This window comes from Acidisoma silvae (genome assembly GCF_020618775.1).
In the GTDB taxonomy this organism is placed as follows: domain Bacteria; phylum Pseudomonadota; class Alphaproteobacteria; order Acetobacterales; family Acetobacteraceae; genus Acidisoma; species Acidisoma silvae.
On sequence record NZ_JAESVB010000002.1, the window covers coordinates 376,668 to 399,174 of the forward strand.

Consider the following 22,507-nt stretch of genomic DNA (forward strand, 5'->3'; position numbering starts at 1 on the left):
GTTTGCGTCCTCCCCGAACAGATCGGGGCCGGATTGCTTGGCGGCGTCAGACACTTTGGCCAGCCAGATTGAAGACCAGGCGCATGGCCCAGGGCAGGATACGGCTCAGAATTTCGTGAATTGGGTCGAAATTATAGCCGGCCTGCCGCGCGGCCAAAGGCAGGATGAACAGCAGCAACAGCACGACCGCAATGCCCGCGCGCTCCATCCGCGCCCAGGCGGCGGCCAGGGGCAAGGGCAGAATCCCTACCATGATGCGCCCGCCGTCCAGCGGCGGAATCGGCAGAAGATTAAAAAGCCCCAGCACGATATTGGCGAGAATGAAATCCTGAATGAAACTGGCGCTGGGCGCCATCATCTGCGGTGAGACATAGGGCAGCAGCCAGCCGCATAGCGCACCGATCCAGGCGAGGAAAAAGTTCATGGCAGGTCCGGCGGCGGCGACCAGGGCCATGCCCTGACGCGGATGGCGAAAGCGCCAGGCCGCCACCGGCACGGGCTTCGCCCAGCCGAACATGAAACCGATATGGCCGAGTGCCACCAATTGCCCGATCAGCAGAATACCGGGCAGGATGATGGTGCCGACCCGATCGACATGGCGCAGCGGATTGAGCGACAGCCGCCCTTGCAGCTTTGCCGTGTCATCGCCCAGACCCCAGGCCGCGAAACCATGCGCCGCCTCGTGCAATGTAATCGCCAGAATGGCCGCGACGGCGGCCAGGACAATTTCAAGAATGACGCCGTTCATCATGCCGCGCCTTCAAGAATGCTTTGCCGTTCGGCCAGAAGCGCTGTGAGATCGAGCGGCGCTGTTGCAGGCTTCATCGCCGCCAGACGCGGGCCGAGACCGGCCACATCCGGCAGCGCTTCCAGAATGGCGCGGTTGCCATCTGCGTCACCCGGACAGAACAGGGCGATATCGCAGCCGGCGGCCAGCGAGGCTTCCGCTCGTTCCAAAGGCGAGCCCGTCAGCGCGTGCATGGCCAGGTCATCCGACAGCAGCAATCCAGGGAAGCCTATATCCTGCCGGATGATTGTGCCGATCACGGTATCCGACAGCGTCGCCGGCCGGTGGTCGTCAATGCCCGCGAACAGGATATGCGCTGTCATCATGCAGGCAAATTCTTTGGCCAGAATCCGAAACGGTTCACGATCCCGCGCCCAATCCGGTCCCTGCGCGTCCACCACCGGCAGATGGTGATGGCTGTCGACGGTCGCCCTGCCATGACCGGGCACATGCTTCGCGACCGGAATAACGCCGGCCGCCAGCAAGCCCTGCCCCATGGCCCGGCCCAGTACCGCGACCGCCTGCGGCGCGGCGCCAAAACTGCGGTCGCCGACGACCTGCTGATTCTGACCGGGAAAGGCGAGATCGAGCACCGGTGCCGCCACCATGGTGAAGCCATGGGCGCGGCATTCGGCGCCGATTGCGGCGCCCTGCAACCAGGCCGCCCGCTCGGCCGCGGCCGGTGCGGACAGGTAAAGCGTGCCGATGACACCGCAAGCCGGATGACCGGCCCAATGCGGCGGCCGCAGCCGTGCCACGCGCCCGCCTTCCTGATCGATCATGATGACCGCGTCAGGACCGAGCGCGGCGCGCAGATCGGCAGTCAGCTTCGTAAGCTGCTCCGGGTTTTGCACATTGCGGCCGAACAGGATGACGCCGGCCGGCGGAAACTGGCGGAACAGGGCCGCCTCCGCTTCCGTCAGTGCAAGGCCTGAAATCCCGAGGATCGCCGGTTTCAAGGACTGGCTCAGAACGAGGCCACGGTGCAGGCATTGCCATGGGCGCGCACGTCCTGGCAGAATTTCGTGGCTTCAGCGACCGAGCTGAAACCAGCGGTGCGCACGCGCCACCAGGTATGACCGTTGACCTCGGCGCTCGCGAAGATCGGGCTTCGGCCTCCGAAGAGTGCGGGCATGCGGTGGGACAGGTGATCCCATTCGCGCATCGCGGCTTCGCGGCTGTCCAGCGCTGCCAGTTGCACGCGAATGGGTCCATGGTGGGCCTCGGCCGGCGGGCGATATTCCTGCGCCAGATCATGCGTCTTCGCGGCCTCGCGCGAGGGCGGGCGCACGGCCATGGCCGTCTGCTTGCCGCCGCCCGCCGCCGGGGTTTCCGGCACGGATGGGATAGAGACGGCAGGTGCCTGGGCCTGTGCGGCGGGCGGCGGAGCCGAAGGCAGCGTCACAGCCGGAGCCGGTTTCACGGGCGGCGCCGATGCCTGCTGTTCCTGCTGGGCGGCAGCGGCCAGCGCCGCCGGGTCCGGCGTTTCCGGCGCGGGTGCCACAGCACTGCTGCTGCCATTGGTCAGCAGGCCGCTGCTTTGGCTCGTCACGGCGAGGCCACCCGGATCGGCCGGCTTTTCCTTCACCGGGGTCGCCGGCGGCTGGATGACGGCAACGCCGCCAGACCCGCCGCTGCCCGTCGCCGCGAAAAAGGCGATCACCGCGATCAGGATGACGACGCCGGCACCACCGCCGATATAGAGCATCCGGCGCATTTCTTCGGCGCGGCGCTGCGGGGCCGAGCGATAGCCCGGCGGCGGAATGCGCAGATCGTCGTCCCGCATCAGCGCATCTCCTCCACCGGCGTCACACCCAAGACCTGAAGCCCCGAGCGAATGACAGTCGCGGTCGCGGCCACCAGAGCCAGACGGGCGCGCGTGCCGGCAGGGTCATCCGCCTGCAAGAAGCGCAGCGTTGCGTCATCACGCCCCTTGTTCCACAGCATGTGAAACTCGCTAGCCAGATCATAAAGATAGAAGGCGACGCGATGCGGCTCTCGCGCCGCCGCCGCCCCTTCGATCAGGCGTGGCCAGTTCATCAAGGCGCGGATGAGCGCGATTTCCTGCGCGTCGTCCAGCGCCGACAGATCGGCGCCGGCCAGCGCTTGCGGCGTCATCGCCGCCGCGCCCAGCTGTTCCACGGCCGCGCGCAGCACGCTGCGGCAACGGGCATGGCCGTATTGGACGTAGAAGACCGGGTTTTCGCGGGTCTGCGCCACGGCCTGATCGAGATCGAATTCCATTTGGGCATCGGATTTGCGCATCAGCATGGTGAAGCGCACGGCATCGCGCCCGACTTCGTCCAGCAGGTCACGCAAGGTCACGAAAGTGCCGGCGCGTTTCGACATGCGGACAGGTTCGCCGTTCCGCATGACATGGACGATCTGGCACAGCACCACTTCCAGCGGCACGCGCCCGTCCGACACCGCCTTCACCACGGCCTTCATGCGGGAGACATAGCCGCCGTGATCGGCGCCCAGAATGTCGATCAGGATATCCGCGCCACGCGCGATCTTGTCGGCGTGATAGGCGATGTCATTCGCGAAATAGGTGTTGGACCCATCGGATTTGCGCAGCGGCCGATCGACGTCGTCGCCGAAATCGGTGGCACGGAACAGCGTCTGCGGACGCGGCTCCCAATCATCCGGGGTCTTGCCCTTGGGCGGCTCCAGCACGCCCTCATAGATCAGGCCCTTGGCTTCCAGCTCGGCGATGACGCGATTGGTGGCGCCACTGGCCAGCAAGGCGGCTTCGGATGAAAAGACTTTCTGCTGCACGCCGAGCAACGCCAGATCCTCGCGGATTTCGGCCAGCATCATGGCCAGGGCGCGGTCGCGCACCGTCTCGAACCACAGATCGGCCGGCGCCACGCCCAGATCGGGCGTCGCGAGTGAGGCACCGAAATCGCGGAACAGTGCTTCGCCGACGGGGATCAGATATTCGCCGCGATATTGCAGGCCGTTCGGCGTCTGGGTTTCGAATTCTTCCGGCGTGATGGTGCTGCCGGCCGCCTGCAGGTAGCGCCAATAGGATGCCCAGGCGAGCGCCTGAACCTGACCGCCGGCATCGTTGATGTAATATTCGGTCGTGACGTCAAACCCGGCCTTGGCCATCACGGCCGCCAGCGCATCACCCACCACGGCCCCACGGCAATGGCCGATATGCATCGGCCCGGTCGGGTTGGCGGAAACATATTCGACATTGACGCGCGTGCCGCCGCCAAAACGGCTGTCCCCATAGCTTTCGCCGGCCGCCAGGATAACGGGCACCAGCCCAAGCAACGCGTCCGTGCTGAGGCGCAGATTGACGAAGCCGGGGCCAGCGGGCTCGGCCGAGGCCAGCAGCGGCAGGCCAGCGAGCTTCTCAGCCAGCGCCTGGGCGAGCGCACGGGGGTTCTGCCCGGCCGGCTTGGCCGCGACCATGGCCGCATTCGTCGCCATATCGCCATGCGCCGGGTCGCGCGTCGGCGATACCTCGACGCGCGCCAGCAGCTCAGGTGGCAGATCAGGAACGATGGCGGTCAGGGCCGCCACCACATGGTCGCGCAAGTCGGAAAACAGATTCTGGCTCATGACGCGTATCAGCCTTGAACGCCGAGGTCGGTCAACCGGCGAAACTCATCCCGTGCATAGCGATCGGTCATGCCCGCTATGTAGTCGCGCACCGTCTCGGCCGCGGCGGCGCAATTGGGCGCCCCGGCGCGCGGGCCCCATTCGTCCGGCAGCAGGCTGGTATCTTCCAGGAACAGCGTTGCCAGTGCCGCCGTCACCTTGCGGGCCTTGGCGGTCGTGCGGTTCACCCGCCAGTGCCGATACATATGGGAGAAGAGAAAAGCCTTGATCTCCCGATTGGCCTCGGCCAGTGCCGGGCTGAAGGCGATCACCGCCTCAGGCGCGTGACGCACAGCCTCGACCGAATCCGGGTCCATGCGCGCCAGACGCGCCCGGCTTTCCTCCACCACGTCACGGATCAGCCGGTCCAGCACGCGGCGGATCGTCTCATGCCGCGTGCGGGACTCCGGCAGCGGACCGTAAAGCGTTCGCACCTCGGCCAGGCAGGCGCCGACCACGGGCAGCGATTCGATATCGCTCAGCGAAAAAAGGTTCGCCCGCAGCCCGTCATCCAGATCATGGCTGTGATAGGCAATATCGTCCGCTAGTGCCGCGACCTGCGCTTCGGCGCTGGCGAAGGTGTGCAAATCCAGCGGATGGATGGCGTCATAGGCCGCGAGATAACCGGCCGGGGTGGCGATCGGGCCGTTATGCTTCACCAGCCCTTCGAGCGTTTCCCAGGTCAGGTTGAGGCCGTCGAACCCGGCATAGCGCGCTTCCAGCACCGTCACCACGCGCAGGGACTGCGCGTTATGGTCGAAACCGCCGAAAGCGGCCAAAGCCGTATTCAGCCCTGTCTCCCCGGCATGGCCGAAGGGCGGATGGCCCAGGTCATGGGCCAAAGCCAGCGCTTCCGTCAGATCGTCATCCAGCCGCAAGGCGCGCGCGATGGCCCGCGCGATCTGCGCCACTTCCAGACTATGGGTCAGCCGGGTGCGGTAGAAATCGCCCTCGTGATTGACGAAAACCTGCGTCTTATACTGCAGCTTCCGAAAGGCCGTGGAATGGATGACGCGGTCGCGGTCACGCTGGAACGGACCGCGCATACCGCTGGACGGTTCCGACACCAACCGGCCGCGCGAGGTCTCTGCTCGGACGGCATAAGGGGCAAGCTCCATGAACGTGACGTAGCCCTTCAACCCGATGCTGCTACCGGCTATATTAGCCGCATGAGCACGCACACGTCGAATTTTGGCCTGACCGATCGCGCCGCCGCGCGCATTGCCGAGATCCTCGGCAGCCAAGCCGCCCCCTCCGCGCTGCGGGTTGCGGTGCTGGCCGGGGGGTGCAGCGGCTTTCAATATAAATTCGACCTGGATGAGACCCCGCCCGCCGAGGATGATCTGGTGATCGAACAGTCCGGCGCGCGCGTGCTGGTGGACCAGGGCAGCCTGGATCTGCTGGGCGGTGCGCAGCTCGACTATTCGGACGCGCTGATGGGCGCGCATTTCGCGATCAAGAACCCGAATGCGACATCCGCCTGCGGCTGCGGCTCCAGCTTTTCGGTCGATTGATCTCAAGCTCGCGGATCACCGCCCATGCGCATCGCCACCTGGAACGTCAATTCCGTCCGCGTGCGGCAGACGCATGTGAAAGATTGGCTGGCCCGTGTGCGGCCCGACATTGTCGTGTTGCAGGAAATCAAATGCGAGGCGCCCCAGTTCCCCCGCGCCGTTTTCGCGGAACTGGGCTACAAGTCCGAGGTCGTGGGCCAGAAAGCCTATAATGGCGTCGCCGCCTTGTCCCACCGCGACATCACCATCCGTCACCGCGCCCTGCCGGGCCTACCGGCCGACGATAGTCAGGCGCGCTATATCGAAGTCGAGACCGATGGCATCACCGTCATCGGCATCTATCTGCCGAACGGCAATTCCGGCGGCGAAGCCGGATTTCAATACAAGATCGACTGGATGGACAAGCTATGCGAGCGGGCGGAAACGCTGCTGCGCGAGGACAGGGATTTCCTCATCACCGGGGATTTCAACGTCTGCCCCACGGCGCAGGATTTCGCGCCTGGCGCTTTATCCCCGACGGACGCGCTGCTGCGCCCCGAAAGCATCGCCCGCTATCGCCGACTGATCTATGCCGGACTGACGGATGCCGTGCGCGCGCTGCATCCGACCGCGCCAGCTTATACATTCTGGGATTACCAGGCCGGATGCTGGGAGCGTGACCGGGGCTTGCGTATCGATTTCGCGCTGCTTTCCCCACGTCTGGCCGAAACGCTCATCGCGGCGGCCCCCGACAAGGCTGAGCGAGGCCTCACCCAACCGTCGGATCATGTGCCGTTGGTCATAGACCTCGCCTGGGGCGACAAGGCGGCCGTCGCCGCCTGACGCTCAGGCCCATTTTAGTCTGGCCGGTCCGGCCGGTCAGGCGTTTTCGATGGTCCGCGCAGCGGTATCCAGCGCTTCGGCAATCGTCTGAACCTGAATGTCGGTGAGCTGGCCGCCTTCCATCTTCAGCCGCAGGGCCGTCTTCATATTCTCGATGGCCCGCACGATCTGCGGTGAGCGCCGGCCAGGTGCCGCCGCCGAGGCACGATCAATGCGCGCGAAGATCATATCCACGACTGTCTGGTTTTCGGCGAGATGCGCCCGACCCAGATCCGTAATCGTATAGAGCTTACGGCCGCCCTCGGTTTCGCTGACGGTCGCGTAGCCCAGCTCGCTGAGCAGAGTCAGCGTCGGGTAGATGACGCCGGGGCTGGGGCTGTAGCCACCGCCCAGACGATCCTCGATCGCCTTGATGAGCTCATAGCCGTGACGCGGGGCTTCCGCGATCATCCCGAGCAGGACAAGGCGCAGCTGGCCCTGTTCGAAGAAACGGCCACCACGGCCGCCGCCCTCGCGCATACCGCCCTCATGCGGGCCACCGTGGCGGCCGAAGCGGCCACGGCCACCGCGTTCCGGTCCCCAGGACTCGTCCCGCGCGAAATGCCGACCGTCGCGATCCCCATGGGGGTGTTTGAAATGCTTAAACATGTCGTCTCCTTGTTATCGACATGCCTAAGATATATCTAATTTAGTCTGAGTCAAGATATATCTTAGCTAGCTCATTTTATGTCGAACCCGTTGGAAAGCGAGGATCGCCCCACCCGCTAGAAGTCCCCAGAAAGCACCGCCGATCCCAAAAATATTGAGTCCGGACGCCGCCATCAGAAAGGTCACCATAGCGGCGTCGCGCTCGCTGGGTTCCGCCACCGCGCCGGCCAGACTGCTCGCCAAAGCGCCGAACAGCGCGATGCCGGCGACGGCGGCGATGAGGATCGGAGAGGATAGCGCGATGAAGGTGGTGATGAGGCCGGAGAAGAGACCGATGACCAGATAGGTCCCCCCCGCCACAGCACTGGCCCACCAGCGGCGGCCGGTATCGGGATGCGCTTCCGCATCGGCGCACATGGCGGCCGTAATGGCGGCGAGATTGATGGGGATACCGCCGAAAGGCGCCACCAGCACGCTGGCCAAGCCGGTCGAGATCAGAATGAAGCCATGTTTCGGCCGGTAGCCGTGGATATTCAGCACGGCGAAACCGGGGATATTCTGGCCCGCCATGGTGACGACAAACAGTGGCACCGCGACGCTGATCAGCGCCGATGCGGAGAAATGCGGCGTGATCCAGGTCAGCGGCAACGAGAAGGACAGCGCCGCCGCATCATGCAGATCGAATGATGCCAGCACGACCGCCATGACGACGGCCGCCGGCACGGCCAGCGTCCGCTTCACGCGCCCGACGATCACCCAGGTCAGCAGAATCAGGATAATGAAGGCCGGCTTGTGCCGCAGGCCCAGAACAGGCGCGAGGCAGAGCGAAAAGACGATGCCGCCCAGCATGGCGCTGGCCAGCGAGCGCGGGATCGCGCCGACCACGCGCCCCATCACCGGCCAGAAGCCCGTGACCATGATCAGCAGGCCGCAAATGACGAAGGCGCCCACCGTATAGGAAAAGCCCCCATGCAAGGCCGGACTGGTCACCAGCAAAGCCGCGCCCGGTGTGCTCCAGGCGACGATGAGCGGAATGCGCAGCGCCAGACTGACGCCGATGCTGAACAGACCGGTCATGACCAGCAGCGCGAAAAGACCCGACGCAGCCTGGACCGGGCTGGCCCCTGCCGCAGTCACACCGTGCAGAATGATGGCGAAGGACGAGCCAAACCCCACGAAGGCCGCCAGGCCACCGCTGGAGGCAGCCTGCCAGGAACTGTCCCGCCTGATCGCGGTCCAAAGGCTTTCACCTGCCATTAATCACTCCAGGCTTTGCGTTCTGCGGCGCGGTCAGACCCTGACCGTCAGCGCCTCGGTCTGCGCCAGCATGCTGCGCGCGATTTCCTCTTCGCCCATGACGACCAGATTGGCGCCAAGGCGCGTCAGATGCGGCACCTCGGCATCGAAATGCGCGCGCGCGATGATGCGGACATGAGGATTGGCGGTGCGCGCCTGATCCACGATCTGCCCGGCCTCAAAAATATCCGGAATGGCGACGACGACCAGCTTCGCTCCCGCGATATTGGCAGCGGCCAGCACGGCCGGATCGGCGGCATTACCGGTCATGACCTCGACATCCGAATCCTCCAGACTGCGGGCCGTGCCCTCGCCCGCTTCGATCACCAGCAAGGGCCAGCCGTCGGCGCGCAGACCATCGGCGACACGGCGCCCGACGCGGCCATAGCCGATCAATACGGCGTGCTGGGTCAGTTCCGTTCGCGGCAGCGGAGCCCGGACTTCGGCCTCGGCCGCGACCACCGCCGGCACGACGCCGTCGCGCTGTTCGATCCAGGGGCGGTAACGCTTCAGCAGATGAAACAGCAGCGGGTTGATGATGATCGACAGAATGGACGCGCCGAGAATGAGGTCGCGGACATGATTGTCGATAAGGCCGAGACCGAGGCCAAGACCTGCCAGGATAAAGGAGAATTCGCCGATCTGGGCAAGGCCGAAGGCAATCGTCAGCGATACCGCCCAGGATCGGCGGAACAGCCGCAGCAGCAGAAAGGCGATGCCAGGCGTGCCGATCAGCACAACAAGAAGCACGCCAAGCAGTTTCAGCGGCTCATGCATCACGGCCCTGGGGTCGAACAGCATGCCCACCGAGATGAAGAAGAGAACCGCGAAAGCATCGCGCAGCGGCAGGGTTTCCTCGGCGGCGCGCAGGCTGAGCTGGGATTCGCTCAGCACCATGCCGGCGACGAAGGCGCCCAGCGCGAAGGAGACGCCGAACAGTTCGGCTGCGAAGAAGGCGACGCCGAGGGCCACGGCCAGCACCGAAAGCCGGAACAATTCGCGCGATCCGGTATGGGCGATGAAATGCAGAAGCGCCGGGATCAGCCGCCGCCCGATCAGCAGCATAACGAGGACAAAGGCTGCGACCTTGGCCAGCGTTTCCCCCACCATCAGCAAAATGGCGCGCAGGCCCAAATGGGCGGCGCCAGTATGGCTCAAGAGCGGTCCGATGATCGGCAGCAGCACCAGGATCAGCACCGTGACCAGATCCTGAATGACCAGCCAGCCGACGGCGATGCGCCCGGCATCGCTGTCCACCAGCCGGCGTTCCTGCAAGCCGCGCATGAGCACGACGGTGCTGGCAATGCTGAGCGCGCAACCAAGAACAAGGCCGCCACCGGCTGACAGGCCCATCAGCCAGCCCAGCCCCTCGCCCAGCAGGATGGACGCCGCCATCTGCAGAATGGCACCGGGCACGGCGATGGCACGCACGGCCATCAGGTCCTTGACCGAGAAATGCAGCCCGACGCCGAACATCAGCAGAATGACGCCGACCTCGGCCAATTGCAGAGCGAGAGCCTGATCGGCGGCGAAGCCGGGTGTGAAGGGACCGACGACGATACCGGCGACCAGATAGCCAACCAGAAGCGAGGTTTTGAGCCGGTTGGCGATGGTGCCGAAGATGAAGGCGAGACCCAGCCCCACGACAAGCAAGGCGATCAGCGGATTGTCGTGCGGCATAGACTGACCCCTCGAAGCTCAGCCGGGTCTAACAATGATTGCCACCGGTGCCTATGCATCCAGGGCGGTCGGCCGGAACTTTCTGGATGATCGTCCGGTCAAGCCGCCACAGGCGGCACGACAGAGCCACGGATGACCAGCTTGGTGGGATGATCTGTCTCGATCGGGTCCTGATCCTCGGCGCTTGGCTGCGCGATAAGTCGCAACAGCAGGCGGCAGGCCGAGCGGCCGAGCGTCTCGCCGCATTGATCGACAGAGGTCAGCCCCGGCTGAACCAGGCTGGCGAGCGGAATGTCGTCGAAGCCGCAGAGGCTGATGTCACGCGGTACGTCGAGACCGATTTCGCGGCAATAGACCATGGCGCCGATGGCCATCAGGTCATTGGCACAGATCAGCGCCGTCGGGCGTGCGGCAGGCGCGCCACTCAGCAGAATCCGCGCGGCGGCATAGCCTGATTCCTGCTGGTAGTCGCCGGCCACGACCGGTACGGCGTCCGGATCGATCCGCGCCGCCGCCAAAGCCTCCCGGTAGCCCGCCATGCGCTGCCCGGCCGTCCAGAGATTGGGTGGGCCCGAGATGATGCCGACGCGCTGATGCCCCTGGCTCAGCACATGGTCGGCGACCGCGCGGGCGCCACGCCGATTGGTGGACACTACCGAAGGCACGTCCAGGCCCGGCAGCCGCTCATCGACCAGCACCAGACTGTCGCTTTGCACCAGTTCCATCAGCGAGGGTGTCAGCATGCCGCTGCCACTGAGAAACAACAGGCCGTCCAGCCGCCGCGCGCGCAGCACCTGGCTGTAATAATTCTCCCAATGCTGGGCCGATTGCGTCGTGCACAATACCAGAAGCATGTCGCGGGATTGGGCGATGTCCTGCACGCCGGAGGCGACGGCTGCGAAATAGGGATTTCGCAGATCCGGCGCGATGAGACCGATGGAACCGGCGCGGCCCGCTTTCAGATTACGGGCCAGAAGATTGGGTTCGTAACGAAGAGCATTGATCGCGCTGTTGACGCGTAATCGTGTTTCCTCGGAAACCTGACCGCTGCGATTGATGACGTAACTCACGGTACTGACGGCGACGCCAGCCATGCGCGCGACATCCCGGATCGTCGGCCGGCGCGCTGGATCGTCCCGGTGCGCCGGGTCAGGAATTGAAACGGCGGTAGGCAGCCTGCGTTTCATTCTTCATTCCCCTTTGCAATATAAGGCAGATGGCGAAGCCGAGGGCCAGCCAGCATCGCGCAAAACAAATTACACTCTGCACCGACTGTATTCAGTAGTTAAGCCGCGCCACACCCCCCGCCCATATGTTTTTCGTCCCAAATGGCTTTTTTACTTGAACTTTCGACATGAACCGTTTCACATCTTCGACAATACGCTAGCCTTGGTATTATCGTCGCCGCCCCTCATCATGATATCTCGTCGAAAGGCCCTCCCATGCGGTCCGCCGTTGCGCTCAAGTCCTTCGCCAGCCTCGCGATCGGTTTAGCTGTCTCGCTGGGGGCACATGCATCGCTTGCCCAGGCCGCCAGCCTGACGCCGCTCAAATTCGTCTATGACTGGCCTGTGGCTGATTTCGACATGGTACCTATTGTTGTCGGGCAAGAGCAAGGCATCTACGCGAAGCATGGTCTAGATGTATCTGTCTTGTTTCCGCCTGATGCTCAGACAACCGCCCGCATGTTAGCAACCAACCGCGCCGATATCGGATTCGAAGCGACGACCGATCTGGTCTTCGCCGCCAATCAGGGCATTCCTGTCACCGCCATCGCCAATTTCACCCAAACGAATAGCTGGTGCCTGATCGCCCGCCCCGGCGATACCATCGACGTCACCAAGCTCAAGGGCAAATCCATCGGCGTCTTCACGGATTCCTGGACCAAAGCCATGATGGGCTTCGTGCTCAAAAAGGCCGGGCTGCAGGAAAGCGACGTCAAGGAAATCATCGCGACCGATGATGACATGCCGATGCTGCTGTCCAAAAAGATCGATATCGCGACGAATGCAGCCGCCTATGGTCTCGCGGAAGTGGAAGACGGCGCCCATGAAAAACCGGTCATGGCCTGCAATGATGCGATCGGCGTGCCCAATATTCCGGTTTGGGTCTTCACCGGTTCTCCGGATTGGCTGAAGGCAAATGCTCAGACAACCAAGACCTGGCTGGCCGCGACCGCCGAAGCGATCGACTGGAGCATCGCCCACCCGACGGAGGCCGCGAAGATCTTCACCAAAGCCTATCCCGCCGCCGGCAGCGAGAATTACAATGTCATCGGCTGGACCTATACGGCCGCGCTGATGATGGGACCGGATGGGTATTTCAAGCAGAACGACCAGCAATGGACTGTTCTGGCCCAGGCCCTGAAAGATATCGGGCAGATTTCCGAGGTCAAGGCACCTTCGTTCTATTACACTAACGATTATCTGCCGTAAGGTGGCTGGCTTGGCACTCACCGGCACGGACCTCGCCCGCTACCAGACGGCGCAGGCGCTGGCGCGCGATAGCCTGGACGAAATCGCATCCTGCATCCGCCCCGGCGCGACCGAGGCGAGCCTGATGGAGGATTGCCGGCGCATCATGGATGCGCATGGTGCCACCGGCTATTGGTGGTACGGGATACCGGCCGTCATCCTCGCCGGACCGCGCCTGCATGTGTCCGAAGAAGGCGATGTCTATCAGCCGGCGACGATTCCGATCGCCCCGGACGACATGGTGACGATCGATGTCGCGCCGGAAATCGACGGCATCTGGGGGGATTGCGCCCGCAGCTTCTTTCTCAAGGACGGCGCAATCGTGCCGCCCGAGGTCGCGGGCGCGGCGCAGGCGGAAGGCATGGCGGCGGAAGCGGCGCTCCATGCCCATCTGCTGGCGGTCGCGCGGCCGGACATGACCTTCCAACAGCTGCACGGCGCCATGGCCGCGCGGCTCGCCGAACTCGGCTTCACGAACTTGGATTTCCTCGGCAATTTCGGCCACAATATCGGCGATGACCTGCATGGCCGCGCCTATATGGATGCCAATTGCACCGTGCGGCTGGACAGCGTGCCGATGTTCACCTTCGAGCCGCATATCGCGAAGAAAGGCAGCCCCCTCGCCTTCAAATACGAGGAAGTCTATCGCTTCGAAGACGGAAAATTAGTTCTGTTATAGATAAGAGATGGGCGCCTCGCGGCGCCCATCTCTTTTTTACAGCCTGCGGACGATATAGGCTTCGCGCAGTTTCGACTCGATGAACGAGCCATGCGCCGCGTCACGCGCTTCGATCATCACTTCCAGCTGCGCCGCCTGCACGGTGGGCGAGCTGAACAAACGATGATGAGCGACTTCCAGAATATTCCCGCCCTCGTCGCCGATGCGCGTCGCGATATCGCCCAGCATGCCGGGCCGGTCCGGCATTTCCAGGACCAGGCGCAGCATCCGCCCGTCGCGCAGAAGATTGCGCTGTAGGGTATTGGCCAGAATGCGGGCGTCGATATTGCCGCCAGAGACCGGCAAGCCGACCCGCTTGCCGGCAAACCGATCCGGATATTGCAGCACGGCCGCCAAAGCTGCCGCCCCCGCACCTTCCGTCACCATCTTGGCACCTTCGGCCAGCATGCCCACGCCGCGCTCGACCGAGGCTTCCGAGACGATGAGGATTTCGATCCCGAGCGTCTTCAGGATTTCGAGCGGCATTTCGCCGACATCGCGGACGGCGATGCCCTCGGCAATGGTCTGGCCGCCGACCGAAACCGGCTGGCCCGCCATGCGCTGCACCATGGCACTATAGGCTTCGACCTCGACACCCAGGATTTCGATGCCGGGCTTCATCGCCCGCGCGGCGGTCGCACAGCCCGCGAGAAGGCCGCCACCACCGATCGGAATTACCAGGACATCGAGGTCCGGAAAATCCTGCAACAATTCCAAGGCCATGGTGCCTTGGCCAGCGATAATGCCCGCATCGTCATAGGGATGGATGAAGACCAACCCCTCCGTCTCCGCCAGATGATGCGCATGCGCGGCGGCTTCCGCCAGGCTTTCGCCATGCAGCACCACGCGCGCCCCCCAGGACGCCGTACGCGTCACTTTGGTGCTCGGCGTGAATTTCGGCATCACGATGGTAGCCGAAACGCCCAGCAGATGCGCATGGCGTGCGACCGCCTGGGCGTGATTGCCGGCGGACATGGCGATGACACCGCGCGCCGCTTCCTCAGGGGTCAGCAGCGCCAGCCGGTTGGCGGCACCCCGTTCCTTGAAGGCGCCGGTCGCCTGAAGGTTTTCGAGCTTGAGGACGATATCCGCGCCGGTCGCCCGACTCAGCCCGTCACTCCGCACGGCGGGCGTGCGCAGCACACGGCCGGCAATACGGCCGGACGCGGCCTCGATATCCGCGAAATTGGGGAGGGTCATGCTACCCTCCGCTTAGCCGAAGCGGACCGTAATAATCTCGTAGGATCGGTCTCCACCCGGCGCGGGCACCGAGACGGTATCGCCTTTTTTCTTGCCGATAAGGGACTTGGCGAGCGGAGACGACACCGAAAGCAGGCCCTGCTTGATGTCGGCCTCATGCACGCCGACGATCTGATAGGTCGCTTCCTTCTCGGTTTCCTCGTCCACCAGCTGGACATGGGCGCCGAACTTCACATTCTCGCCAGAGAGTGTCGCCGGATCGATCACCTCGGCCGCCGAGATGATCTCCTCAAGCTCCTGAATACGCCCTTCAATGAAGGACTGGCGCTCGCGCGCCGCATGATATTCGGCATTCTCGCTGAGATCGCCATGGCTACGCGCTTCCGCGATGGCGCGAATAACGGCAGGCCGCTCTTCGCTGCGCAGCTGCCGTAACTCGGTCTCCAGGCGGACCAGGCCGGGCCCGGTCATCGGAAATTTCTGCACGCAACGTCCTCGCAGTCATCAGTCAACTAGGACTGGTTAACAAAGCAATGAGGCCGGATCACGGCGTGACCCGGCCCCAGCCTCCCGAAGGATCCGGGAGTTGCCAGCGAAGCTAGGGCTGGCGGTTAAAACGGGGATCGAAAGTACGACTGTAGCGGCGCAACTTCAAGCGGCCCAGTTTTCATAGCCGCTACCGCGTGAACGGCGGCCCGCGCCCCCGCAATGGTGGTGAAATGCGGAATGCCGAGCGTGAGGGCACTGCGCCGGATATCAAAACTGTCCCGGACCGACTGCGGCGTGGAGGCGGTGTTGATCACCATCTGAATCTCGCCCGACTGAATGGCGTCCACACAATGCGGGCGGCCTTCCATCACCTTGGCAACCGCCTTCACCTCGATCCCGGCCTCGCGGATGCGCGCGGCCGAACCCTTGGTCGCGACGATCTGGAAACCCATCTCGGTCAGGCGACGGGCCAGCGGCACCAGTGCCGCCTTGTCGCCGTCTTTGACCGAGAGGAAGACCGCGCCTTCCATCGGCAGGCGCACGCCCGCCCCCAGCTGCGCCTTGGCGAAGGCGCGGGCGAAATTGGTGTCGAGGCCCATAACCTCGCCGGTCGACTTCATCTCCGGCCCCAGGATGGTATCGACCTCTGGAAAGCGCGCGAAGGGGAAGACCGATTCCTTCACGGCCACATGCGGCCGCTCGGCATGCCCGTCCAGGCTGAAGCTGGATAGCTTGGCGCCGGCCATGACCTGCGCCCCGATCTTGGCGATCGGCACGCCCGTTGCCTTGGCGACGAAGGGCACGGTGCGGGCCGCACGGGGATTGACCTCCAGCACGTAGATCGTCTCGTCCTTGATCGCATACTGCACGTTCATCAGGCCGATGACGTTGAGCGCGCGGGCCATGGCGACGGTCTCGGCCTTCAGCTCTTCCACAATCGCGGGCGACAGCGAATAGGGCGGCAGCGAGCAGGCGCTGTCCCCGGAATGGATGCCGGCTTCCTCGATATGCTCCATCACGCCGGCGACAAAGACCTGTTCGCCGTCGGCGATGCAGTCGACATCGACTTCGATGGCGTCATTCAGATAGCGGTCGATGAGGACGGGATTATCGCCCGAGACGCGCACCGCTTCCCGCATGTAGCGGGCAAGCTGCGTGCGGTCATGCACGATTTCCATCGCGCGGCCGCCCAGCACATAGCTCGGGCGGATGACGACCGGATAGCCGATGCGCTCGGTAATCGCCTCGGCCTCATCCGTGGACCGCGCAATGCCGTTTTCCGGCTGGCGCAAACCCAATTTGTGCAGCAGTTCCTGGAAGCGCTCGCGATCTTCCGCGATGTCGATGGCATCCGCGCTGGTGCCGAGCACCGGAATGCCGGCGGCCGACAGCGCCTGGGACAGTTTCAGCGGTGTCTGCCCGCCATATTGCACGATGCAGCCAAGCACTTCGCCGTTCTGCTGTTCGCGACGGATGAGCGAAATCACGTCTTCCGCCGTCAGCGGCTCAAAATAGAGCCGGTCGGAGGTGTCGTAATCGGTGCTGACGGTTTCCGGATTGCAGTTGACCATGATGGTCTCGAACCCGGCATCCTTCAGCGCATAGGCCGCGTGGACGCAACAATAGTCGAATTCGATGCCCTGGCCGATGCGGTTGGGACCGCCACCGAGGATGATGACCTTCTTGCGGCCTGTCGGATCGCTTTCGCAAACCGGCTCGCCGAAGCCCGTCTCATAGGTCGAGTACATATAAGGTGTGGCGGAGGTGAATTCGGCCGCGCAGGTATCGATGCGCTTATAGACCGGACGCACGCCGAGCTTTTCGCGCGCCACGCCGATCGCCGCTTCCGTCTGGCCGGTGAGCTTGGCCAGCTGCCGGTCGGAAAAGCCCAGCGCCTTGACGCGCCGCAGGCCCAGCGTGGTCTGCGGCAGGCCATGCGCCTGCACTTCGGCTTCCGCATCGACGATGCGCTTCAGCTCGGCCAGTATCCACGGGTCGAACTTGCAGCAGTCGTGAATCTCTTCCAGGCTCAGCCCGGCACGGATCGCCTGCGCCGCCATGATCAGGCGGTCGGGCGTGGGCTGGGACAAAGCGGCACGGAAGGCTTCCGCCGTGCCGTCGCCCGGCGCTTCGATCGGATCGAGACCGGAGAAGCCGGTCTCCATGCTGCGCAGACCCTTTTGCAGCGCTTCCGCGAAGGACCGGCCGATGGCCATCGCCTCGCCCACCGACTTCATGCTGGTGGAGAGCAGCGCCGGCGTGCCGGGGAATTTCTCGAAGGTGAAGCGCGGAATCTTGACGACGACATAGTCGATCGTCGGCTCGAAACTGGCGGGCGTGGTGCGGGTGATGTCGTTCTTCAGCTCGTCCAGCGTATAGCCGACCGCAAGCTTGGCCGCGATCTTGGCAATGGGGAAACCGGTCGCCTTGGAGGCCAGCGCCGAGGAGCGCGAGACGCGGGGATTCATTTCGATCACGACCATGCGGCCGTCGGCCGGGTTGAGGCCGAACTGCACGTTCGACCCGCCGGTATCGACCCCGATCTTGCGCAGGCAGGCGATGGAAGCATCGCGCATGCGCTGGTATTCTTTATCGGTCAGCGTCAGCGCCGGGGCCACCGTCACGCTATCGCCGGTATGGACGCCCATCGGGTCCACGTTCTCGATGGAGCAGATGATGATGCAGTTGTCGGCGCTGTCGCGCACGACTTCCATCTCATATTCCTTCCAGCCGAGGACGCTTTCTTCGATCAGCACTTCGGTCGTCGGGCTGGCATCCAGACCGCCGCTGACGATGCGTTCGAACTCCGCCTTGTTATAGGCAATGCCGCCGCCGGTGCCGCCCAGCGTGAAGCTGGGGCGGATGACCGCGGGCAGGCCCACCAGGGCCAGCGCCTCGCGGGCTTCGTCCATCGTATGCGCGATAGCGCTTTTCGGGCTTTCGATGCCGATTTCGGTCATCGCGTCGCGGAACTTCAAACGATCCTCGGCGCGGTCGATGACATCGGCCTTGGCGCCGATCAGTTCGACACCGTGCTTGGCCAGGATGCCAGCGCGGTCCAGCGTCAGCGCCGTATTCAGCGCCGTCTGCCCGCCCATGGTCGGCAGCAGTGCGTCCGGCTTTTCACGGATGATGATCCGCTCGACCATTTCGGGCGTAATGGGTTCGATATAGGTGGCGTCCGCCAGCGACGGATCGGTCATGATCGTCGCCGGGTTCGAATTGATGAGGATGACGCGATAGCCTTCCTCGCGCAGCGCCTTACAGGCCTGGGCGCCGGAATAGTCGAATTCGCAGGCCTGACCGATGACGATGGGGCCGGCGCCGATGATCAGGATCGAACGGATGTCTGTACGTTTCGGCATGGACTCAACCCTTCGCCTTCTCGGCGTCCATCATCGCGACAAAGCGATGGAACAAGTGGTGGCTGTCGCTCGGCCCGGGGCTCGCCTCGGGATGATACTGCACGGAAAAGGCCTTCTTGCCCGGCGCGCGGATGCCTTCGTTGCTGCCGTCGAAGAGGCTGATATGGCTAACCGCGACGCCGGCCGGCAGAGAGGCCTCGTCAACCGCGAAACCGTGGTTCTGGCTGGTGATTTCAACCTTGCCGGTTTCGAGGTCTTTCACGGGCTGATTGGCGCCGCGATGGCCGCGATCGAGCTTATAGGTCTTGGCCCCCAGGGCGGTCGCCAGCAATTGGTGACCGAGGCAGATGCCGAAGACCGGAATATCGGCCGCCATCACGCCCTGGATCGCCGGCACGGCATAGGTCGCCGTCGCCGCCGGGTCACCCGGACCGTTGGAGAGAAAGAGGCCGTCCGGCTGATGGCGCAGGATCTCCTCCGCCGTCGCGGTCGCCGGCACCACCGTCACGCGGCAGCCGGCCGAGGCGAGGGAACGCAGGATATTGCGCTTGGCGCCGTAATCGACGGCGACGACATGATGGCGCGGCGCTGTCTGGCGGCCTTGCGCCTCGCCCCAGGCCCAGACCGTCTCGTCCCATTCGTAGGTCTGGGTGCAGGAGACGTCCTTCGCGAGGTCCATGCCTTCAAGGCCGGGCCAGACGGAGGCCTGGGCCTGCAAAGCGGCGATGTCGAATTGTCCGTCAGCCGGATAGCAGAGCACGCCGGTCGGCGCGCCGCCGTCGCGAATGCGCATGGTCAGCGCCCGCGTATCGATGCCGCCGATGCCCGGCAGGTCCATCGCTTCCAGCCAGGCGGTGAAGCTGCGGGTCGCACGCCAATTGCTGGGCGCGGTGATGTCCTGCGCCGTCACCAGGCCGAGCGCGAAAGGCGTCGCGGCTTCGTCATCCTGCGCATTGGCGCCGACATTGCCGATATGGGGAAAGGTAAAGGTGACGATCTGCCCGGCGAAGGACGGATCGGTCATGGTCTCCTGATAGCCGGTCAGCGCGGTATTGAAGCAGACTTCACCGACGCGGGCGCCGTTGCCCAGCGTATGAGCGCCGAAGCCGCGCCCCCACCACAGGCTGCCATCGGCCAGCACAAGAACGGCGGTCGCCCCTTCGGGCACCACAGACGCTGTTGCAGAATGGTTGGCATCCGGCATGATCGGATCGTCCTTCACGGCTGGTTCGATAGCGCTGTCGGGCGCAGCGGCACCGGGCATGTCATTGAGCGTCAGGCCCGTGGCGGCAATAATGGTGCGCCAATGTTTCGACGGGATTACCCCGGATTGCTTCCACTTTCGCAGGGCTTCCGGGCTTACATTGGTCAGCCGCGCGGCAGCATCGGGACCGCCGAGGCGCTGTACGATATCATTGACTGCTAGGGGCATGACGTCCAGATACGGGAAATTATTTCCCAGTTCAACGCTGAAACACCGCATGGGAAAAATCTTCCCAGCGCATGTGGCGTCACTTGGCTGGGCTTGACTGGAGAGCAGAGCATGAGCATTCGCGACGACATCACAGCTTCCATGAAGACCGCCATGAAGGCCGGCGACAGCGAAAGGCTTTCCGCCGTGCGCCTGATCATGGCCAAGCTCAAGGATGCCGATATTGCCGCACGGCCCAAAGGTGTCGAGCGTATTTCCGATGACGAGGTTCTGACCATGCTGCGCGGCATGATCAAGCCGCGCCGGGAAGCCATCGAGCTGTATGAAAAAGGCAACCGTCCGGAACTGGCCGCCAAGGAACAGTCCGAGATCGTGGTCATCGAAAGCTTCCTGCCCCGCGCCCTAAACGAAGAGGAAATGCAGGCGGCCGTGGCGGACGCCGTGGCAGAGACGGGTGCTACCGGTGTCAAGGACATGGGTAAAGTCATGGCCGTTCTGAAGACCAAGCACGGCGCCGCGCTGGACATGGCGCGCATCGGCGCGATTGTGAAAACGGCCCTCGCGGGTTAACCACAGGGCATGGCGCTTCCCCCCTCCTTCCTCGATGAGCTCAGGGCGCGGACGCCGCTCGCGCCGCTCATCGGGCGGCGGGTGAAGCTCACCCGCTCCAGCCGGGACTGGAAGGGCTGCTGCCCTTTCCATAACGAGAAGTCGCCGTCCTTCTACGTCTATAACGACCATTATCACTGCTTCGGCTGTGGCGTGCATGGCGATGCCATCAGCTTCGTCATGCAGACCCAGAACGCGGGCTTCATGGAGGCGATCGAGCAGCTTGCCTCCGAAGCCGGCATGGAAGTGCCGAAGGCGAGCCCGGAGGCAGCAGCGGCAGAAAAGCAGCGCGCCGATTTGAATGATATTCTGGCAGCGGCCGGCCGTTTTTTTGAGGATCAACTGGCCGGCCCCAATGGCCGCGAGGCGCGGGACTATCTGGACCGGCGCGGCCTGAGCGCCGAGACCGTCCGCCGCTTCGGCCTGGGTTTTTCCGGCCCCGGCCGTGGCGCGCTGGCCAGTGACTTCGCTCGCGCCGGCATCGAGATGAACCGGCTGGTCGAGGCCGGGCTGATGAAGCAGACGGAAGACGGCCGTATGGTCGATTTCTTCTTCAACCGCGTGATGTTCCCCATCCGCGACGCGCGCGGCCGGCCTATCAGCTTCGGCGGGCGCATCATGGGCGACGGTCAGCCCAAATACCTCAACGGGCCGGAAACGGCGGTCTTTTCCAAGCGTCGCACGCTGTATGGGCTGGACCTCGCCCGTGCCGATCTCGCCAATACCAGGCGGCAGGGCGAGCGGCAGAGCCTGCTGGTCGTGGAAGGCTATATGGATGTCATCGCATTGTCACAGGCGGGTTTCCCGGCCGTGGCCCCGCTCGGCACCGCCATCACGCCCGAGCAGGTAGAAGCGATCTGGCAATATCACGACCGGCCGGTCTTCTGCTTCGACGGCGACGCCGCCGGCCGGCGCGCCGGACGGAAGGCGATCGACCTCGCGCTGCCGCTGCTGACGCCCGAGCACGGGATCGGGATCGCCATCCTGCCCCAGGGCGAAGACCCGGACAGTATCGTCACCAAGCGCGGCCGCCAGGGCATGGCCGATGCCTTGGGTCAGGACGATCTGACGGTCGCCATTTACGATCTGCTGAAGGACGAGATCCAGCCCAAGTCGCCGGATGATTGGGCGCGGTTTCAGACCGAACTGGATGCGGCCGCCAACGCCATTACGCAGAAGGCCATCTCAAGCACCTATTGGGGCGTGCTGCGGGACCGCTGGAAAAACGAATGGTATGCCGTCCGCCAGGGCAATCGCCCGGCCCCGCAGGCGCGTGCCAATCGCCCCTTCACGCCGGGCGGCCGTCGCGGCGACTGGAAAAATGCACCGCCGCCCGTTCCGATTCCGCCCCGGCCGCTGATCCAGACCGATGTGCAGTCCGCCGAACGCGCCCGCGTTTTGCTCGCTATTCTGCTGACCCATCCGCAGCTGCTGCCGGACCTGGAAGAGCCATTGGGCATGCTGGACCTACCCCCCCACCTCACGCGGCTGCGCGATGCTCTGGCCGCATGGTTGGACGGCCACCCCGAGCTTGACAGAGAGGCCTTGAACGCCCATCTCCGCCGGCTCGGGTATGATGGGGATGTGTCTGTCGTGCTGGAGGCGCGGCATCTTCCGGCGAGCGCGATGCCGAACGCGTCCCTGACGGAAGCGGCTTCGAGTTGGTGGCAGATATACGGCTTTATGCGACAGGCGCAGTTGGAAGAAGAGGTGGCTGCCAAGCAGCGCCAGTTCAGCCAGACCCAGGACGCCGAGACAGCCCGCCAGCTTGTCGCTTTGACTGAGGCCTTGCAGCGGCTGAGGTCGGGCGACATGGACAATATTCAATGAGACTAGACGGAATTTTGCCTCGGTATCGGGG

Annotated in this window: 19 protein-coding genes; 6 read left to right on the top strand and 13 right to left on the bottom strand. The window is 64.2% G+C overall.

Features of this window, described 5'->3' with window-relative positions:
- Positions 1–46 precede the first annotated feature (46 nt).
- The 5 genes from ASILVAE211_RS06335 to ASILVAE211_RS06355 are packed head-to-tail and all read right to left on the bottom strand — an operon-like array spanning position 47 to position 5,517.
- Entirely contained in the window at positions 47–748 is a 702-nt protein-coding gene (locus ASILVAE211_RS06335; RefSeq protein ID WP_227320452.1) for a site-2 protease family protein, read from the bottom strand.
- On the bottom strand, positions 748–1,746 hold the full coding sequence (gene nagZ, locus ASILVAE211_RS06340; protein WP_227320453.1) for a beta-N-acetylhexosaminidase: 999 nt from the start codon (positions 1,744–1,746) through the stop codon (positions 748–750). Before nagZ ends, ASILVAE211_RS06335 begins: the two co-directional genes overlap by 1 nt.
- An 8-nt stretch (positions 1,747–1,754) precedes the next feature.
- Positions 1,755–2,573 (bottom strand): SPOR domain-containing protein, encoded by an 819-nt coding sequence (locus ASILVAE211_RS06345; protein WP_227320454.1) that lies wholly within the window; start codon positions 2,571–2,573, stop codon positions 1,755–1,757.
- A complete protein-coding gene (argS, locus tag ASILVAE211_RS06350; protein WP_227320455.1) occupies positions 2,573–4,360 on the bottom strand; it encodes an arginine--tRNA ligase in 1,788 nt (595 codons plus the stop codon). The genes ASILVAE211_RS06345 and argS overlap by 1 nt, the downstream gene beginning before the upstream one ends.
- A gap of 8 nt (positions 4,361–4,368) precedes the next feature.
- A complete protein-coding gene (locus tag ASILVAE211_RS06355) occupies positions 4,369–5,517 on the bottom strand; it encodes a deoxyguanosinetriphosphate triphosphohydrolase (protein ID WP_227320456.1) in 1,149 nt (382 codons plus the stop codon).
- A gap of 51 nt (positions 5,518–5,568) precedes the next feature.
- Here ASILVAE211_RS06355 and ASILVAE211_RS06360 point away from each other — a divergent pair, with 51 nt between their 5' ends.
- Both ASILVAE211_RS06360 and ASILVAE211_RS06365 read left to right on the top strand, forming a co-directional pair.
- Positions 5,569–5,913, top strand: coding sequence for a HesB/IscA family protein (locus ASILVAE211_RS06360; protein WP_227320457.1), 345 nt, complete (start codon positions 5,569–5,571; stop codon positions 5,911–5,913).
- Between the two features lie 24 nt (positions 5,914–5,937).
- Positions 5,938–6,735: an exodeoxyribonuclease III gene (locus ASILVAE211_RS06365; protein WP_227320458.1), complete on the top strand. Its 798-nt coding sequence runs from the start codon at positions 5,938–5,940 to the stop codon at positions 6,733–6,735.
- 36 nt (positions 6,736–6,771) lie between these two features.
- Here the strand turns inward: ASILVAE211_RS06365 and ASILVAE211_RS06370 are convergent, their stop codons facing one another.
- The 4 genes from ASILVAE211_RS06370 to ASILVAE211_RS06385 all read right to left on the bottom strand — a co-directional run bounded on the left by ASILVAE211_RS06370 (position 6,772) and on the right by ASILVAE211_RS06385 (position 11,546).
- Positions 6,772–7,383 carry a PadR family transcriptional regulator gene (locus ASILVAE211_RS06370; RefSeq protein ID WP_227320459.1) on the bottom strand — a complete coding sequence of 204 codons (612 nt, stop codon included), beginning with the start codon at positions 7,381–7,383 and terminating at the stop codon, positions 6,772–6,774.
- Between the two features lie 66 nt (positions 7,384–7,449).
- A complete protein-coding gene (locus ASILVAE211_RS06375; protein ID WP_227320460.1) occupies positions 7,450–8,640 on the bottom strand; it encodes a benzoate/H(+) symporter BenE family transporter in 1,191 nt (396 codons plus the stop codon).
- 33 nt (positions 8,641–8,673) lie between these two features.
- On the bottom strand, positions 8,674–10,359 hold the full coding sequence (gene ybaL / locus ASILVAE211_RS06380) for a YbaL family putative K(+) efflux transporter (RefSeq protein ID WP_227320461.1): 1,686 nt from the start codon (positions 10,357–10,359) through the stop codon (positions 8,674–8,676).
- Between the two features lie 98 nt (positions 10,360–10,457).
- Complete coding sequence (locus ASILVAE211_RS06385; protein WP_227320462.1) at positions 10,458–11,546, bottom strand: LacI family DNA-binding transcriptional regulator; 1,089 nt, start codon at positions 11,544–11,546, stop codon at positions 10,458–10,460.
- A gap of 255 nt (positions 11,547–11,801) precedes the next feature.
- Here ASILVAE211_RS06385 and ASILVAE211_RS06390 point away from each other — a divergent pair, with 255 nt between their 5' ends.
- Together ASILVAE211_RS06390 and ASILVAE211_RS06395 are read left to right on the top strand one after the other, a co-directional pair.
- Positions 11,802–12,794, top strand: coding sequence for an ABC transporter substrate-binding protein (locus ASILVAE211_RS06390; RefSeq protein WP_227320463.1), 993 nt, complete (start codon positions 11,802–11,804; stop codon positions 12,792–12,794).
- A gap of 10 nt (positions 12,795–12,804) precedes the next feature.
- The gene (locus ASILVAE211_RS06395) at positions 12,805–13,512 is read left to right on the top strand and encodes a M24 family metallopeptidase (RefSeq protein WP_227320464.1); all 708 of its coding nucleotides are present in this window, start codon (positions 12,805–12,807) and stop codon (positions 13,510–13,512) included.
- 36 nt (positions 13,513–13,548) lie between these two features.
- Here the strand turns inward: ASILVAE211_RS06395 and ASILVAE211_RS06400 are convergent, their stop codons facing one another.
- From ASILVAE211_RS06400 to carA, 4 genes are all read right to left on the bottom strand, one after another.
- Positions 13,549–14,751, bottom strand: a complete 1,203-nt coding sequence (locus ASILVAE211_RS06400) for a threonine ammonia-lyase (RefSeq protein WP_227320465.1) — start codon at positions 14,749–14,751, stop codon at positions 13,549–13,551.
- 12 nt (positions 14,752–14,763) lie between these two features.
- Positions 14,764–15,237 carry a transcription elongation factor GreA gene (gene greA / locus ASILVAE211_RS06405; RefSeq protein WP_227320466.1) on the bottom strand — a complete coding sequence of 158 codons (474 nt, stop codon included), beginning with the start codon at positions 15,235–15,237 and terminating at the stop codon, positions 14,764–14,766.
- Positions 15,238–15,362: 125 nt separating this feature from the next.
- A complete protein-coding gene (carB, locus tag ASILVAE211_RS06410) occupies positions 15,363–18,605 on the bottom strand; it encodes a carbamoyl-phosphate synthase large subunit (RefSeq protein ID WP_227320467.1) in 3,243 nt (1,080 codons plus the stop codon).
- A 4-nt stretch (positions 18,606–18,609) separates the two neighbouring features.
- Positions 18,610–20,037: a glutamine-hydrolyzing carbamoyl-phosphate synthase small subunit gene (gene carA / locus ASILVAE211_RS06415; protein ID WP_227320468.1), complete on the bottom strand. Its 1,428-nt coding sequence runs from the start codon at positions 20,035–20,037 to the stop codon at positions 18,610–18,612.
- A gap of 111 nt (positions 20,038–20,148) precedes the next feature.
- Between carA and ASILVAE211_RS06420 the strand changes: the two genes are divergently transcribed.
- Entirely contained in the window at positions 20,149–20,607 is a 459-nt protein-coding gene (locus tag ASILVAE211_RS06420; protein ID WP_227320469.1) for a GatB/YqeY domain-containing protein, read from the top strand.
- A 9-nt stretch (positions 20,608–20,616) separates the two neighbouring features.
- On the top strand, positions 20,617–22,476 hold the full coding sequence (dnaG, locus tag ASILVAE211_RS06425; RefSeq protein ID WP_227320470.1) for a DNA primase: 1,860 nt from the start codon (positions 20,617–20,619) through the stop codon (positions 22,474–22,476).
- The last annotated feature ends 31 nt before the right edge of the window (positions 22,477–22,507 follow it).

Coding starts and splice junctions, on each gene's coding strand:
- argS (WP_227320455.1), bottom strand. CDS start 4,360: ATGAGCCAGAATCTGTTTTCCGACTTGCGCGACCATGTGGTGGCGGCC.
- ybaL (WP_227320461.1), bottom strand. CDS start 10,359: ATGCCGCACGACAATCCGCTGATCGCCTTGCTTGTCGTGGGGCTGGGT.
- ASILVAE211_RS06370 (WP_227320459.1), bottom strand. CDS start 7,383: ATGTTTAAGCATTTCAAACACCCCCATGGGGATCGCGACGGTCGGCAT.
- ASILVAE211_RS06335 (WP_227320452.1), bottom strand. CDS start 748: ATGAACGGCGTCATTCTTGAAATTGTCCTGGCCGCCGTCGCGGCCATT.
- ASILVAE211_RS06385 (WP_227320462.1), bottom strand. CDS start 11,546: ATGAAACGCAGGCTGCCTACCGCCGTTTCAATTCCTGACCCGGCGCAC.
- ASILVAE211_RS06420 (WP_227320469.1), top strand. CDS start 20,149: ATGAGCATTCGCGACGACATCACAGCTTCCATGAAGACCGCCATGAAG.
- ASILVAE211_RS06355 (WP_227320456.1), bottom strand. CDS start 5,517: ATGGAGCTTGCCCCTTATGCCGTCCGAGCAGAGACCTCGCGCGGCCGG.
- ASILVAE211_RS06360 (WP_227320457.1), top strand. CDS start 5,569: ATGAGCACGCACACGTCGAATTTTGGCCTGACCGATCGCGCCGCCGCG.
- ASILVAE211_RS06375 (WP_227320460.1), bottom strand. CDS start 8,640: ATGGCAGGTGAAAGCCTTTGGACCGCGATCAGGCGGGACAGTTCCTGG.
- ASILVAE211_RS06390 (WP_227320463.1), top strand. CDS start 11,802: ATGCGGTCCGCCGTTGCGCTCAAGTCCTTCGCCAGCCTCGCGATCGGT.
- ASILVAE211_RS06365 (WP_227320458.1), top strand. CDS start 5,938: ATGCGCATCGCCACCTGGAACGTCAATTCCGTCCGCGTGCGGCAGACG.
- carA (WP_227320468.1), bottom strand. CDS start 20,037: ATGCCCCTAGCAGTCAATGATATCGTACAGCGCCTCGGCGGTCCCGAT.
- carB (WP_227320467.1), bottom strand. CDS start 18,605: ATGCCGAAACGTACAGACATCCGTTCGATCCTGATCATCGGCGCCGGC.
- ASILVAE211_RS06400 (WP_227320465.1), bottom strand. CDS start 14,751: ATGACCCTCCCCAATTTCGCGGATATCGAGGCCGCGTCCGGCCGTATT.
- dnaG (WP_227320470.1), top strand. CDS start 20,617: ATGGCGCTTCCCCCCTCCTTCCTCGATGAGCTCAGGGCGCGGACGCCG.
- ASILVAE211_RS06345 (WP_227320454.1), bottom strand. CDS start 2,573: ATGCGGGACGACGATCTGCGCATTCCGCCGCCGGGCTATCGCTCGGCC.